The organism is Paenibacillus sp. FSL K6-4396, assembly GCF_038002525.1.
Taxonomy (GTDB): domain Bacteria; phylum Bacillota; class Bacilli; order Paenibacillales; family Paenibacillaceae; genus Paenibacillus; species Paenibacillus amylolyticus_B.
Genome location: NZ_JBBOCR010000001.1, coordinates 2,459,414 through 2,473,970, shown reverse-complemented (window position 1 = coordinate 2,473,970; position 14,557 = coordinate 2,459,414). Strand labels below are relative to the sequence as shown.

18 protein-coding genes are annotated in these 14,557 nt (G+C 45.0%); all 18 read right to left on the bottom strand.

Going from position 1 to position 14,557, the window contains the following annotated elements:
* Position 1: 1 nt before the first annotated feature.
* The 18 genes from fliQ to fliF all read right to left on the bottom strand — a co-directional run bounded on the left by fliQ (position 2) and on the right by fliF (position 14,549).
* Entirely contained in the window at positions 2-271 is a 270-nt protein-coding gene (fliQ, locus tag MHB85_RS11230; protein WP_017689172.1) for a flagellar biosynthesis protein FliQ, read from the bottom strand.
* Between the two features lie 25 nt (positions 272-296).
* Positions 297-1,052 carry a flagellar type III secretion system pore protein FliP gene (gene fliP / locus MHB85_RS11225; RefSeq protein ID WP_036609355.1) on the bottom strand — a complete coding sequence of 252 codons (756 nt, stop codon included), beginning with the start codon at positions 1,050-1,052 and terminating at the stop codon, positions 297-299.
* A complete protein-coding gene (locus tag MHB85_RS11220) occupies positions 1,049-1,585 on the bottom strand; it encodes a flagellar biosynthetic protein FliO (protein WP_091017292.1) in 537 nt (178 codons plus the stop codon). Before MHB85_RS11220 ends, fliP begins: the two co-directional genes overlap by 4 nt.
* Positions 1,586-1,596: 11 nt before the next feature.
* Positions 1,597-1,962: a response regulator gene (locus MHB85_RS11215; RefSeq protein ID WP_017689175.1), complete on the bottom strand. Its 366-nt coding sequence runs from the start codon at positions 1,960-1,962 to the stop codon at positions 1,597-1,599.
* Positions 1,963-1,990: 28 nt separating this feature from the next.
* Positions 1,991-3,265 (bottom strand): flagellar motor switch phosphatase FliY, encoded by a 1,275-nt coding sequence (gene fliY, locus MHB85_RS11210; protein WP_341072918.1) that lies wholly within the window; start codon positions 3,263-3,265, stop codon positions 1,991-1,993.
* The gene (gene fliM, locus MHB85_RS11205; RefSeq protein ID WP_074094566.1) at positions 3,255-4,253 is read right to left on the bottom strand and encodes a flagellar motor switch protein FliM; all 999 of its coding nucleotides are present in this window, start codon (positions 4,251-4,253) and stop codon (positions 3,255-3,257) included. The genes fliY and fliM overlap by 11 nt, the downstream gene beginning before the upstream one ends.
* Before the next feature lie 40 nt (positions 4,254-4,293).
* On the bottom strand, positions 4,294-4,755 hold the full coding sequence (locus MHB85_RS11200; protein ID WP_091017295.1) for a flagellar basal body-associated FliL family protein: 462 nt from the start codon (positions 4,753-4,755) through the stop codon (positions 4,294-4,296).
* Positions 4,755-4,976, bottom strand: coding sequence for a flagellar FlbD family protein (locus MHB85_RS11195; RefSeq protein WP_017689179.1), 222 nt, complete (start codon positions 4,974-4,976; stop codon positions 4,755-4,757). The genes MHB85_RS11200 and MHB85_RS11195 overlap by 1 nt, the downstream gene beginning before the upstream one ends.
* Before the next feature lie 68 nt (positions 4,977-5,044).
* Positions 5,045-5,860, bottom strand: coding sequence for a flagellar basal body rod protein FlgG (gene flgG / locus MHB85_RS11190; RefSeq protein WP_091017297.1), 816 nt, complete (start codon positions 5,858-5,860; stop codon positions 5,045-5,047).
* Positions 5,861-5,941: 81 nt separating this feature from the next.
* On the bottom strand, positions 5,942-6,325 hold the full coding sequence (locus MHB85_RS11185; protein WP_047842481.1) for a TIGR02530 family flagellar biosynthesis protein: 384 nt from the start codon (positions 6,323-6,325) through the stop codon (positions 5,942-5,944).
* Positions 6,322-6,879 (bottom strand): flagellar hook capping FlgD N-terminal domain-containing protein, encoded by a 558-nt coding sequence (locus tag MHB85_RS11180; protein WP_192132332.1) that lies wholly within the window; start codon positions 6,877-6,879, stop codon positions 6,322-6,324. Before MHB85_RS11180 ends, MHB85_RS11185 begins: the two co-directional genes overlap by 4 nt.
* 19 nt (positions 6,880-6,898) lie before the next feature.
* On the bottom strand, positions 6,899-8,287 hold the full coding sequence (locus MHB85_RS11175; RefSeq protein ID WP_192132334.1) for a flagellar hook-length control protein FliK: 1,389 nt from the start codon (positions 8,285-8,287) through the stop codon (positions 6,899-6,901).
* Between the two features lie 39 nt (positions 8,288-8,326).
* Positions 8,327-9,268, bottom strand: a complete 942-nt coding sequence (locus tag MHB85_RS11170; protein WP_192132336.1) for a MotE family protein — start codon at positions 9,266-9,268, stop codon at positions 8,327-8,329.
* Between the two features lie 43 nt (positions 9,269-9,311).
* On the bottom strand, positions 9,312-9,764 hold the full coding sequence (gene fliJ, locus MHB85_RS11165; protein ID WP_036670362.1) for a flagellar export protein FliJ: 453 nt from the start codon (positions 9,762-9,764) through the stop codon (positions 9,312-9,314).
* 11 nt (positions 9,765-9,775) lie between these two features.
* Positions 9,776-11,095 carry a flagellar protein export ATPase FliI gene (gene fliI, locus MHB85_RS11160; protein ID WP_036609365.1) on the bottom strand — a complete coding sequence of 440 codons (1,320 nt, stop codon included), beginning with the start codon at positions 11,093-11,095 and terminating at the stop codon, positions 9,776-9,778.
* Positions 11,082-11,945 carry a FliH/SctL family protein gene (locus tag MHB85_RS11155; RefSeq protein ID WP_192132338.1) on the bottom strand — a complete coding sequence of 288 codons (864 nt, stop codon included), beginning with the start codon at positions 11,943-11,945 and terminating at the stop codon, positions 11,082-11,084. The genes fliI and MHB85_RS11155 overlap by 14 nt, the downstream gene beginning before the upstream one ends.
* Complete coding sequence (gene fliG / locus MHB85_RS11150; protein WP_047842476.1) at positions 11,938-12,954, bottom strand: flagellar motor switch protein FliG; 1,017 nt, start codon at positions 12,952-12,954, stop codon at positions 11,938-11,940. Before fliG ends, MHB85_RS11155 begins: the two co-directional genes overlap by 8 nt.
* 11 nt (positions 12,955-12,965) lie before the next feature.
* A complete protein-coding gene (gene fliF / locus MHB85_RS11145) occupies positions 12,966-14,549 on the bottom strand; it encodes a flagellar basal-body MS-ring/collar protein FliF (RefSeq protein WP_091017304.1) in 1,584 nt (527 codons plus the stop codon).
* Between the last annotated feature and the right edge of the window lie 8 nt (positions 14,550-14,557).

Below are 14,557 nucleotides of genomic sequence, written 5' to 3'. Positions count from 1 at the left end.
CCTACCCTATGTATCTGTATAGATTATCGAGAATGTTGAACGTAAAATCGACCAAGATATTTAAGATCCAAGGTCCAAACAAAAGTACTGACAGAAGTACGGCAACAATCTTGGGTACAAAAGCTAATGTTTGTTCCTGAATTTGAGTTGTCGCTTGAAAAATACTGATTGCAAGTCCTACAACCAGAGCTAGTATAAGCATGGGTGCACTGGCCAGCAATGACGTGTATACCGCTTTCCCGGCCAGACCGATAATAAATTCCGAAGTCATGACCGTCCTCCTTTAACTTTCCGGATCAAGTGTTAAAACTCAGTAACAGTGACTTGACAACCAGATACCACCCATCCACAAGGACAAAGAGCAGTATTTTGAAAGGTAATGAGATCATGACCGGCGGAAGCATCATCATCCCCATTGCCATGAGTGTACTCGCGACAACAATGTCTATAACCAGAAACGGAATAAAAATCATAAACCCCATCTGGAATGCTGTCTTCAACTCACTGATTACATATGCCGGCACCATAACAGTAATTGGGATATCCTGATAGGTCTTTGGTTGTTCAGTCTGATTGTACTTCATAAACAGCAGAAGATCTTTTTCTCTGGTGTGACTAAACATAAATTTCTTCATGGGATCCGCTGCTTTTTCAAGTGCCTCGGTTTGCGTTAGCTCTCCCTGGAGATAGGGCTGAAGCGCTACCTGATTTATGGAAGACAATGTCGGCGACATAATGAAAAGTGTCAGAAATAGCGCCAAACCGACCAGCACCTGATTGGGTGGCATTTGTTGTGTACCCAAAGATGTACGTATAAAACCGAGCACAATCACAATCCGAGTAAAACTGGTCATCAGTACAAGCATTGCTGGAGCAATACTAAGCACCGTAATTAACAGAATGATGGACAGTGAACTCGTACTTGGCGTCCCTCCATCACCGTTTCCAATCTGAATATCAATATTCGGAATGGGTTCGGCAAAGGCAACCGTTACAGATGCCAGACTGATAAGTCCTAATAAACAACACGCTAACCAAATCTTTTTCTTCATGAATCCCTCGACCGATCTGTAGTATTGTCTTTATCCAGGAGCTTTTCCATCTTCTCTTTACGGTTAGGCATCTGCCGAAGTTTGGATTCAAACATTTCGTGAAAAGAAGTTGTGTCCTCTAGTTCCATTTCCCGCGGCGGTTCTTCTCTACGGAAACGTTTTGTCAGCTTGGCAATGAGAGGTGAGAGATTTCCTTGTTGTGCAGCAGCATCTCGTTCAAAGGAATCAATGATTCTTTGGGCCTCTTCCAGATCCGAAACCTTATCTATCAACTGGATGTCTTCACCTACACCAAGCAGATATACACATCCACCAATTTCCATAATTTGCAACGACTTGTTTTGCCCCAGTCCAACTCCACCCAGGGTACGAATTGTGCCGTGCCGGAACATTTGCTGATTCCGTTTGTTTAGAAAACGGATCAGGTAAACAATAAGGGCCAGGATGACGGCCAGGACAACAATCACCCATACAAGCTGTAAATAATAATTACTTCCCACGCCAGCTCCTCCTGGAATATCACCCTGAGCCATCATCATGTCTCTTAAACGCCCAGTGTCTTGCTGATCGCTTCGATAACGCGGTCAGATTGGAACGGTTTAACGATAAAGTCTTTGGCACCTGCTTGAATAGCGTCGATTACCATCGCTTGTTGACCCATCGCGGAGCACATAATTACTTTAGCGTTAGCATCAATCTTCTTGATTTCTTTCAAAGCTGCAATGCCGTCCATCTCAGGCATCGTAATATCCATTGTGATCAGATCCGGACGAAGCTCTTTAAATTTCTCAATTGCTTGTGAGCCATCCTGAGCCTCACCAACAACCTCATATCCATTTTTGGACAAAATGTCCCGGATCATCATTCTCATAAATGCAGCGTCGTCTACGACTAAAATTCGGTTTGCCATCTTGATTCAAGTCCTCCCTAAATTGTGCTTATTGTAATTTCTGAATTCGGTCCCATTGGCTAACGATATCTATAACACGAACACCAAAGTTTTCGTCAATAACGACAACTTCTCCCTTGGCGATCAGTTTGTTATTTACCAAAATATCGACAGGTTCCCCGGCTAACTTATCCAGTTCGACAATCGAACCCTGTGACAGTTCCAAAATATCTTTAATTTGCTTCTGGGTCCTTCCTAATTCTACGGTGACTTTAAGGGGAATGTCCATCAATAAATTCAAATTGTTTTCGTCTACCTGACCATACGCCCCATTTTGCAAATTGGCGAATTGAACTGGTTGTACGTTAACATTCCTATTTGGCATTCCACCGTAATGTTGAGGTGCACCATAAGGTTGCTGCGGTGGCGTGCCATACGGCTGCTGTGGCGGCATTCCTTGAGGCATACCCATCGGGGCCTGTCCATATCCGTTATAGTCCTGCGCAGGTTGTTGTGGAGCCTGTGGAGCCTGTTGGTGCTGAACGGGCGGCTGCTCCGCAACCGGTGGTGGCGTTGCTGGTACAGCTGCTGGCGCAGGTTCAGGTGTTGATGCCACTGGTGCGCTTGCAGTTGACTCCTGAGCGCCTCCAATCAGCATATCTACCATGTTTTTGGCAAAATGTACTGGAAGCAACTGCATCAGATTGGAATCGATCAGATCCCCGATTAACAAACGAAATGAAACTTGGATAAGGGTCTCATCTGCTGGAAGATTACTTACACCCTCTCCACTCTCCAGATTGAGAATATCGATTCCTGGAGGGGAAATATTCACAAAACGATTAAAAATGGTGGACATTGAGGTTGCAGAGGAACCCATCATCTGGTTCATTGCTTCCTGTACTGCACTAATATGGATTTCATTCAGTTCTTCATCGACCGGATTTCCTTCGCCACCCAGCATCAAATCAGCGATGACTTGAGCATCTCTCTTCTTGATAACAAGTGAGTTAATGCCTTCGAATCCATCCACGTAATTCACATGAACAGCAACATGCGGCTTAGGAAAAGCTTCTTCAAACTGCGTTCGACTAATAATAGAAACTTTAGGTGTTGTAATATCTACTTTGAGGCCTAATAGCGTGGATAAGGCTGTTGCCGCGCTACCAAATGTAATGTTACCAATCTCCCCCAAGGCATCCTGCTCCAGCTCGGTCAAAAAATCATCAACCGTCTTTTCAGCGGGTTCAGAGCTGTTTATCGATTCCGATTGCCTGAGCAAAGCATCGATTTCTTCTTGGGATAAATAATCCTTACTCGTCAAATTCTTCAACTCCTTCGGTGACAATCTTGTCTATTTGCACAGCCACACGGTCTTTGATTGTCCCCGGACTGCCCATGTATTTCAGTTTGTCACCCACTTTAATGGAAAGTCCCTCATCAACTGGTTTGTTCAACGTAATGACATCACCAACGGACAAACCCAGAAATTCTGCAATTGAAATTCTCGATTCTCCCAATTCCGCAACGATTGGTAACTTGGCTTTGTTCACACGCTCTTTTAGAGCATCATACTCCTCCGGAGCTCTCGTTTTCTTCTCCGAAACAAACCACTGATGAGTTGACAACCGTGACATAATAGGTTCAAGAACGACATGCGGTATACATAGATTGATCATGCCTGTCGTGTCACCAATTTTGGTACTGAGCGAGATCAGAGCAATGGTCTCATTGGGAGATACAATCTGCATAAATTGCGGATTGGTCTCGAGCGCTTCCATCCTTGGGGAAATATCCAACACAGTCTTCCATGCTTCCTGCAAACTTTCAAATGCTCGGCTGAATATCCGCTCCATGATGGTCGTCTCAATCTCCGTCATCGATGCGATCTTGGTTGGAGCAGTTCCGGTTCCACCAAGCAGGCGATCCAACATCGCATATCCCACGTTTGGATGGACTTCCATCACCATTCGTCCCTGTAGTGGCTCCGCTTCAAAAATGTTCAATATCGTCATCTTAGGAATAGAACGGATAAACTCATCATAAGGCAACTGTTCGACCTGAACGACATTGATTTGAACGAACGTCCGCAGTTGGGCTGAAAAATAAGTGGTGAGAAAGCGTGCAAAGTTTTCGTGAATACGAGTCAAGCTTCTGATATGGTCTTTGGAAAAACGCACTGCCCGCTTAAAATCGTACGATCTGATTTTTTTCTGAGTTTCTTCCTTCTTCAATTCCTCAGCATCCATCTCACCAGAGGAAAGGGCTGCTAATAGGGCGTCAATCTCATTTTGTGATAATACATCCACCATGTTCTCACCCCCTTACAGGTCTACAGCATGTTCTGTTCATTTACATCGTTGCTATCACAATGGATGAAAAGCTCGTACTACTTAAATTACTTTCTGGTAAAGCTTCATTAATAAGACCTGTTAATTTCTCATTAAATAGTATCCGACCCTTTGCTGTAGCCAGTTCATCAGACTTCGTATCTGCAAGCGTCTGAATGATAATCGGTTTTACGACAATTTCTTTAATTTTCTCGAAATCTTCCTTGGCTTTTACGTCAGCCAACTTGAATGAGAAGCTAACGACAATAACATGATCTGTATCAGCCAAATTGGTTTTAATTTCTCCAAGCTCAGAGGAAACTTCTACAATCTCATCCGCAGTCATCTTCTTGGCTTCTGAAGCTGCCGCCGTATGTGTGTCGTCCTTATTCCCGTTCTGTCCTTGCATAAATACAAACACAACCACCACAATGAGTGTTATCGCCAGCAACATTGTTGCAAGCCAGGGCATCATTTTTTTCATCAGGATTCCTCCGTTTGCTGCACTTTAATAGTGGCTGCCTGAACCCCGATTTCACGGTTGTAATCTTTAATTTTGGAAATAACGTCAGCGGCTTTTTCAAGCACAATCAGTCTCTTTCCAGTTACCAGAGTAATATACGTATCCGGCGTCTCTTCCACAATTTCAACCATCAGCGCATTTAACCACATGGGAGAACCATTTAACCGCGTAACCGAAATCATGCTAAGCCCCCTTGATCAGAGTGGGAGGAGCAAGCTCCCCCACGTTTTAAAAATTCATTAATCAGCTATTAACGTTTCAGGTTAACAACTTCCTGAAGTATTTCATCCGACGTTGTAATGATCCGGGAGTTGGCCTGGAATCCACGCTGAGCTACGATCATCTCAGTAAATTCACCGGTCAGATCCACATTAGACATTTCGAGCTGTCCAGCAATGATTGCTCCCGTTCCGTCCTCAGCACTGTTCGCTGTCAATGGTTCCAGTGCCCCATCCGGATTCGCGTTTGCTGTCATACGGTACAAGTTGCCCCCAATTTTCTCAAGACCTTCTGGATTGACCACTTTTCCGATACCAAGTTGTGCTCCCGCTTCGATAGTTCCGTCTGCCATGGTCTGGTTAATCGTTCCATCCTGACCAATCGTAAAGGAAACGACGTCATCTGGAATGGTAATATTTCCGCCACCGTTATCCAGAACAAACAATCCATCCGATGTCAAAAGGTTACGTGCAGCATCCACATGAAAATCCCCCGCACGAGTCAGGTAAGGTACTTCCTGATCTTCACTCAAACGTACCAAGAAGAATCCATCTCCATTAATCCGAAGATCTGTTGGATTATTCGTTGTCATTGGGCTACCTGCCAGATGCAGCGTATCAATTGAACCTACCGTTACACCAAGACCGATTTGTTTCGCATTGACACCACCACTTGCATCGCCAGGGGCAGTTACCCCTGCCGTTGTTTGGCTCATAATATCTTTGAACATAACCCGACTGCCTTTGAAGCCAACCGTGTTTACGTTCGCAATATTGTTACCAATTACGTCGAGTTTTGTTTGGAAACCCCGCATCCCGGAAACGCCTGAGTACATTGATTTTATCATTTTTAAAAATCCTCCCAGTCTTCATTTGGTTACCGCATCAGTCGGTCAGCGGCATTCCGGCTCCCGAGAAGGGCCAGCCGGTTAAGAAATGATTACGGCACTATCAATCTGAGTGAACACATTATCCTTCATGCTCTCACTATCCATAGCTGTAACCACAGTACGATTTTTGACATTGACGATAAAAGCCATATCCTGCATTAAAATCAACGACTCTTTGGCTCCTTTGGCAGCAGCTTTGTCCAAAGCAGAACCAATCTGTTCCATTTGCTCAGTCTTGAGTTCAATACCACGCTGTTCCAATCGTTTGGCAGCATGATTGCTCAATTTCAGAAGATTATCTTCCAGCACCTTTGCAAAAGGTTTTTCGGGTATAGCCGAAGCTTCTCCCGTTTTGGGTCTTTGAAGCATATTCGGTGTAATCGGGCCTGCGTATAATTGTCCAACCGTTATGCGATCACTCATATCGTTTTCCCGCTATCTTCCGTATCACCCGTTTCAGCAGATGATTCAACTTCCTGGCTCTCGTTCGTTTCAGGGGTTACATCCTGAACGTTCTGTACCCGAGTTTGGCTCTCTTCTGCCTGTTTTGGATAATTCACCTGAATGATCTCATCCAGCTTAATCTCGTCGTTGCCTACTTTTGCGTATTGGACGCTATCTCTTACAATGATGGAATCTACAATACCCTGACGAAGAGTTCCGTTATCATCTTTATTAGAAGAAAGCCAACTTACCTCCATGCCAATCATGCCGGATACAGCACCAAGGGACTGGTTCAATGTTTTAAGCTGCGTAGAAATATTGACCAATTGTTCCACGGAGCTGAACTGTGCCATTTGAGCGATAAATTCCTTATCCTCCATCGGCTGCATCGGGTCTTGATTTTGCAACTGGGTAATCAGGATTTTTAGAAACTGATCTTTACCCAATTCTTTTGTTGCAGCACTTGTGGTTGCTTTATTGGCTGCCGAATAGTTCGGCCAGGTATTATTCGTTGAGACAATTTCATTAGCCATATGCTCACCTCATTTCTGTTTAAGCCTTAGCACTAAACGTATCTCTCTGTAATTCATTTCCTTCGACTTGCTCGCTACGCCAGTTACGCAATTCTTCTTGAACCCCTGCTGTAGCTATAGCATCATCCGATTGTTCCTCACGCTCACGCGAACGGCGTTGTTGTTGAGAGTTACTTCCCGGCTGACGGCCTCCGTCCTGATACATCTGTGATCCGATTGAACTGTTCTGGGTAACCTCAAGTCGTTCCACTTGAATTCCCTGGGCTTGAAGTGAAGAACGCAGCTGCGTCATTTGTTGTTCAAGCATGTCTTTAGCCATCGTATGCTCAGTCATAAACCGTGCAACCAACTGCCCGTTCTGCAAGGTAATTTGAACATCCAATTTACCTAGATGCTCAGGCCGAAGTGAGATGGTTGCCTCGGAAAATCCTTTTTGCTGGACAATATCCAGCTTGTTAACAACAAACTGTGTCATTTCCTTGGCAAACTGTGATGTTTGCATTACAGGTTCAGCCGGTTTTCCTACTGTTGTACCTGATGAACGCAAGGACAGCTCTCCTGCAGTAATGATGGTTGAGTGTTCCACTTCTCCACCTGCATTTGAAGCAGATGTTGTCTCAGCCTCAGCTTTCACCTGGGTTCCAGAATTCGCCACTGCCGCAACAAGAACTTGTGGTACGACCGAATCCTGTTTGGATGTTTGAAGCGAAGTACTTGGAGCGACCTGTGCAGTCTGATCCTTAACTGCAGTCAATGTATCCAGTATGGATTTCAGTTCAGTCCATCCTTTGTTACTAGTGGTATCCACTCCAGCCTCTTGAAGCTGACTCTGCAGAGATTGTAACAAATGTTTGAATTCAGGAGCGTTCTTCGCAACGTTACTCTCAGGATCATTCATTCCAGCTACTAATTGTGTAAGCATATCTTGCAGAACAAAACGTACTGCTGCCGGATGCTGCGACAATTCAATTGCGGGTACTGTTTTTATGCTTTCCGCTCCGTTCGAAGACTCGTCGGAACCTTCTGCATTAGTACCTGAAGGATTACTTAATTGTGTATACATCTGTTGGATCAGAGTTTGCAAACCTGCAAGCAGAGCTGGGTCATTTTCCAAAGCTTCGTCAAGCACATCCAAGTCCGTGAACAACGAATTCAGTACAGCCGTGATTGATGCCGCTTCTCCTTCTTCACTTGTAGCAAAGGAAATCACCAACGGATTGGCAGTTAAACTTCCAGTAGCGCTTGAACTATCACCTTCTGTGTTTCCTCCAGATAACGATTGTGCAAGAGTTTGGAGAAATTCACCGATAGCACCTGCAGCTGAACCTTTCGATTGTGCTCCAGTCGTCTGACCTGCTCCCGTTGCTTTTGCAGATGCTGTGGATGCCATTTGATATACAATCGACATTTATTTTCACCTCCTCTCGGTTATACAGTGTAATCAACTCTACTTGTTACCCATTAATCTGTTCAAAATTTTTGCAGTTTCAACCGAGTCCTCTGAAGACATGTTCTCAAGCAATTGAGAGCGTGTTGCATCATCTACTGAATTCAGGATGGTCAATGTTTTGTCAGGACTTAACTTGTATGTTTCCAATAATAGCTTGGCACCACTTGAAGCAGACATCGAAGCAAATGTTTGACTAAGCTGGTTTTTATCCAGGTTTTTGCTAGTGGTTGTGGATGCAGTTGAAGTTGCTGCGGTTTCTTTCTTCAATCTGGATTGCAGCGCATCCAGTGCCAGATCCCCGGACGGTTTAGCATCCTTCATCATCATAGTGACGTCGGCTGCTGTTTTCGGGTCCATCTTTTCAAGCACCTTGGTCCGAGCAGATGACTGCATGGCATTCAACAACAATACCATTTCCTCATTCGTCATATTTTGCAAAATCGGTGCTGCTTTGCTTGGGCTCATGTCAGCATACATTTTAGCCAAATCCTTGATTTGTTTCTGATAATCAGATTCCGTTTCGGGCGTTGCTGCTGTAGCCGTTTCAGCCGCTTTTTCCGCATCATCCAACTTCTTCTGAAGGTCCCTGGCCTTCTTTGCTTCGGTTGTTGTTGCTTCCTGTGCTGCCTTGAGCTCTGTTTCTTTGGCGGTTACTTGGGATTTCAGCTTTTCGATTGTGGCTTCAGCACTTTCAACCTGCTGCTCGCTCTTCTCCAGCTTCTCCTTCTCCGGATCCAATACAGGATCAGGTACCCATTCCTTGACTACCGGTATCTTATTGGCGAATTCAAACAAATTATTACGAATATCTACATTAAATAGCGTTAGTAGTACACCTAGCAATACTACGGTGAATACAATCGGGATTGAAATCATGAGAAATTTTTCCCAACCGCCTCCCGACTCTTTTTCCATGTCGCTATCATCTTTAACAGCCATCGTTCATTCCTCCTTCACGAGACAACTTCGCGTCCGGCTCACATCAATTCGCGCGTCCGGCTTTGGCAGCGAAGCGTACAGTAGCCATCTCGTCCAGATCGTTCTGTTCCCGGAGGAGCATCTCCTGCTGAAATTTGATTTTTGCCTTGTCTCTCGCTCCAAGCCATACTTTTTCATCAACCATCTTACCGTTCAGAAACGTCTGATTCCGTTGCACATTGACCTGAGCATGTTTAACATCACTGTTTTTGCGTGAAATGCACTCGTCAAGGTGATGTACATAACGCTGCATCTCCTGCAGACTGTTTACAGACGCTGTATTTTCCGTAGCAGATTGGATAATGCCGATCAGATTACTTCTATCATTAAGAAGTTGTATCAGATGTTCTTCCTCCGTCTGAAGTTTACCGATCGCTGTGGATAACATCCACTCTGCCTGTGTTTTTTCATTACTCTTCAGGTCAACAACTTTCTGGAAATGATATCGAAATTTCATCGTTTACCCATTCATCTCCTTGCAAATTCAAGAATCAAACGTTCCTGTACTTCACTTAAAGTGACTTTCTCGTCGACTTTCTGCTTGGTAAAGTTCCATATACTATCAATCTGGTCTATCGATTCATCTATGGCTGCATTTGATCCCCGCTGGTAAGCTCCAATATTGATCAAATCTTCCGATTCTTTGTACACAGCCATCAAACGTTTCATATTATTAACGGCTTCCAACTGCTCTTCCGGAGCAATATCCTTCATAACACGGCTTATGCTGGCTAGCACATCAATCGCTGGAAAATGACCCTTATTTGCAATGGATCGATTTAACACAATGTGTCCATCCAGAATACCCCTTACCGCATCCGCGATCGGTTCATTCATGTCATCCCCATCGACCAGAACGGTGTAAAAGGCTGTAATCGAACCGGTAGGTCCTGTACCCGCCCGTTCAAGCAGTTTGGGCAAACTTGCAAAAACCGATGGCGTATATCCTCTCATTGCCGGAGGTTCACCTACGGCCAGACCCACTTCCCTTTGTGCCATCGCATATCGGGTTACCGAATCCATCATGAGCATCACATTCATTCCACGATCTCGGAAATACTCTGCAATAGTGGTCGCAATAACTGCTCCCTTAATCCGAATCAGGGCAGGCTGATCTGAAGTTGCAACAATGACTACGGAGCGTTCCAGTCCTTCTGGACCCAGATCCCGTTCGATAAAGTCGCGAACCTCACGTCCACGCTCACCTACAAGCGCGATGACATTGACATCTGCTGCCGTATTCCGAGCGATCATGCCCATCAACGTACTCTTACCAACACCAGAACCGGCAAAAATACCTACACGCTGTCCCTTACCTACGGTCAACAATCCGTCGATAGCTCTTACACCAACACCCATCGTTTCAAGTACACGTGGACGATCCATTGGATTAACCGGAGTATTGGAGGTAGAATACATCGGCATTCTGGATGGGAGAAGGGAACCGTCTAGCGGCTGCCCAAGTCCGTCCAGCACTTTACCGAGCAATTCGGAGCCTACCTGAACGCCGAGTGGTTTACCCGTACCTACTACATCGCAACCAGGACCAATGGATTGAAGTTCACCCAGTGGCATAAGCAGCACTTTGTTATCTCGAAACCCAACAACTTCGGCTTGTAGAGGTTTGGCCGATTTACCAGGATAGATATAACATACGTCACCGATACTTGCATCTGGCCCTTCTGACTCCACCATAAGACCAATGACCTGAGTAACTTTGCCGTTAATACGAACAGGATCGAATTGGCGCAAATGTTCCATATATCGCTGTGAACTAAGAACCTTCATGTTGATTTTTTCGCTCCTCATCCTCAAGTGCTATGCGGACCAGTTCTTTTTTTATCTCAGCAAGCTGTGTATCAATTCTCGCATCTACACTTCCGAACGAAGAACGAATGACACAACCCTTATCTTTGACCGTTGAATCAGGCAAAATCTGCAATTCTGCCTGAGAGTCAATGGACAGAGATAATTCTTCACGAGCTGCCTGTACAAATGAAAACTGATCAGGTGCCACACAGAGTGTGATCAAACCCTGCTCCCGTTTACGTGACAAACTCTGACGAATCAGTTCCAATGTATGATCGGGTTCAATGGTAAGTTGCTTATCAATGACCTTCTCAGCGATCCCGCAAGCGAGTTCCACGAGGAACGGTTCGGCTTCCTGAATGATCTGATCTTTAGCTACATAAGCTTCCTTGAGCACTTCCTGGGCTTCAATCATCATCTTTTCGATCTGCACCTGGAGATCCAGTTCAGCTTGTACTTTGCCTTCTTCAAAACCCTGTTGGAAACCTTGTGAACGAAGCGCTTCAGTCAGATGTTCATCCTGTTGTCGTTGTTCCTGCCACCAGCTGTCGATCTGTTCACGGGCCTCTTGAAGCATGCGCTCTGCCTCTTCTGAAGCTTCACGTACTTGCTTTTCTGCAAACTCCTTGGCATCTTCCAGCATCTCTGCGGTAAGACGTTGTGTTTCTTCGTCCACGCGTGCTTGAAGCGTTTCTGCTTCAGAATCTTCAGCACTATCACCGTATAATTCCGTTTCTGACTCCTCAGCACCACCATAATGATGATGATTTTCAAGTTTTTTACGGTCATCAACGGGTACATACTGGAAAGACTTAATCAAATTAGACAATGATATCATCTCCTCCACCGCGTGCGATAATGATCTCACCGGCTTCTTCCAATCTGCGTATCGTTCCTACGATACGTGTCTGAGCTTCCTCAACATCACGCAATCGCACAGGTCCCATGAATTCCATCTCTTCTTTGAATGTCTCGGACATCCGTTTCGACATATTCCGGAACACGGCATCCCGAACTTCTTCGCTTGCCACTTTGAGTGCCAGCTGCAAATCTGCGTTGTCGATATCCCGAATAATGCGCTGAATCGAACGATCATCCACATTGACGATATCTTCGAATACAAACATGCGTTTTTTGATTTCCTCTGCAAGCTCAGGATCCTGAATCTCGAGCGAGTCCAAAATGGTACGCTCTGTACCCCGATCGACTCCGTTCAGAATCTGAACGATCGATTCAATACCACCCGCATTCGTGTAATCCTGCGTTACGGTAGAAGATAGTTTCTGTTCCAGAACCCGCTCCACTTGAGAGATGACTTCCGGCGAAGTACTATCCATAACAGCCACCCGGCGAGCGACATCTGCCTGTTTCTCTTGTGGCAAGGATGATAGAATCGCTGCTGCCTGTTCGAATTGCAGGTAAGACAGAACCAGGGCAATCGTTTGCGGGCTTTCATTCTGAATAAAGTTCAAAATTTGGTTCGGATCCGCTTTGCGTGCAAAGTCAAACGGTCTGACTTGCAGCGTAGCTGTCAAACGGTTAATGACTTCAAGTGCTTTTGAAGAACCCAGAGCTTTCTCCAGGATTTCTCTCGCATAATTGATACCGCCCTGAGAGATATATTCCTGCGCCAGACAGATCTGGTGAAACTCGGCCATGATCATGTCCTTTTCGGAAGAATCAACCTTGCGAACGTTGGCAATCTCCAACGTCAGTTGCTCAATCTCCTCGTCACGCAGATGTTTGAAGATCTGAGCCGATACTTCCGGACCTAATGTAATCAACAAAATTGCTGCTTTTTGTCTTCCAGTCAAACCTTGACTGCTTGCCTTCGCCAATGCGTTCACCTCTATTCGTCAGCCAGCCATGTACGCAGCAGATTGACGAATTCGTCTGGCTTTTTCTTGGCCAAACTCTCCAATTGTTTGCGCACCTGACTTTCGTTCGTTACACTGTCCAGCGTAATGGACGGGAACTCTGTTGCTATTGGAAGAGGAATCTCTTCTTCTTCGACTTCGTTTTGTTTGCGGCGACGGCGTACTAACAAAATAACTACCGCTGCGATCAATGCCGCTATGAGTGCGCCTCCACCCCACATCATCGTTGAGGAAAGCTGGAAACCTGTATTGTCTGCAGAGGCAGACTGGAATCCTTGTGACATGACTGAAACTTTCTTTGTCAGATCGGCGTCACTTATTATAGTGCCTGAGTCTGCCAGTGAAGCACGAACAATGTTAACCAAAATGTTCTCAATTGCGTCCTGAACCGGTCCCTGTAATTCTGTTTCTCCATTCGGTGGTTCAACTGCAACATTAATGGTTAAGTCTTTTACAGTATACGGACTGGAAATGATATCCTTGGCGATTCGATTAACATCGTAGTTTATAGTACTTGATGATTCTTCAGAGGTAGAGTTACCGGCTGCATCAGATGATGGGTAACCCGGAACTTCCTCTTGTCCTGTGCCAGCAACACCACCTGTGGGATTGCTTGCGCCAGTGTAGCTCTTTTGAATCTCCTGCACACTGATCTCGATGCCTTTCATATTATCTACATCAACAGGTGTGACCAGATTTTCCTTACGTGTTTCTTTGTCAAAATTAAGCTTGGAGGCTACCAAAACATTAACTTTGTCTTCGCCTACAATCTGGGAAAGGAATTGCTTCACGTTATTACGGACATCGTTTTCAAACTTTTTCTGTAGTGCCATGTTCTCTTGAACTTCGGAAGACAACCCGCCACTGCCACCTCGGGCAGTTGGAATCAATTCTGCTTCATCTGTGTTTGTAATCGTGATATTCTCAACAGGCAGATTAGGAATTGCAGTTTTGACCAAGTTAAAGTATCCATCTACCGCTGCCTGATTTGGGTGATAACCCGGTTTGAATTGGAGAGCTACCGATGCTGATGCTTTGTCTTGTTCTTCTAAACCAGCAAAGATGTTATCTTTCGGCATATTAACCAGTACTTTAGCATCCTGTATCCCTTGCATCCGCTGAAGTAACTGTTCAACTTCTCCGTTTATAGCGTTGTTGTACTTTACATCAAACTCTTTATCCGTCATCCCGATGGGGGATGATGACTCCTCGAATGACTTATATCCTAATGAACCATTCTGAATAATCCCTTGAGATCCAACGTTCACCTTTGCAATTGCAACACTTGTACTCGGTACAGATATGGTCTTGCCATCTGAACTTAATTTGTATGGAATGCTAGATGAATCGAGATAACTGATTACGCCCGCTGAATCACTTGCATTCAAATCTGTAAAAGCAACTTCATATTCCGTTTTTGACAATTGCATCGTGAGTACAACTGCAGCCAAAATCAGAAACAGGAAGGTGGAAATAAATAATACTTTTTGCTTTTTGCTAAAACTATTCCAATACTGGGATGCCTTATCCCTGTACTGGGCAATTCTCTCATTCACTCTGTCAC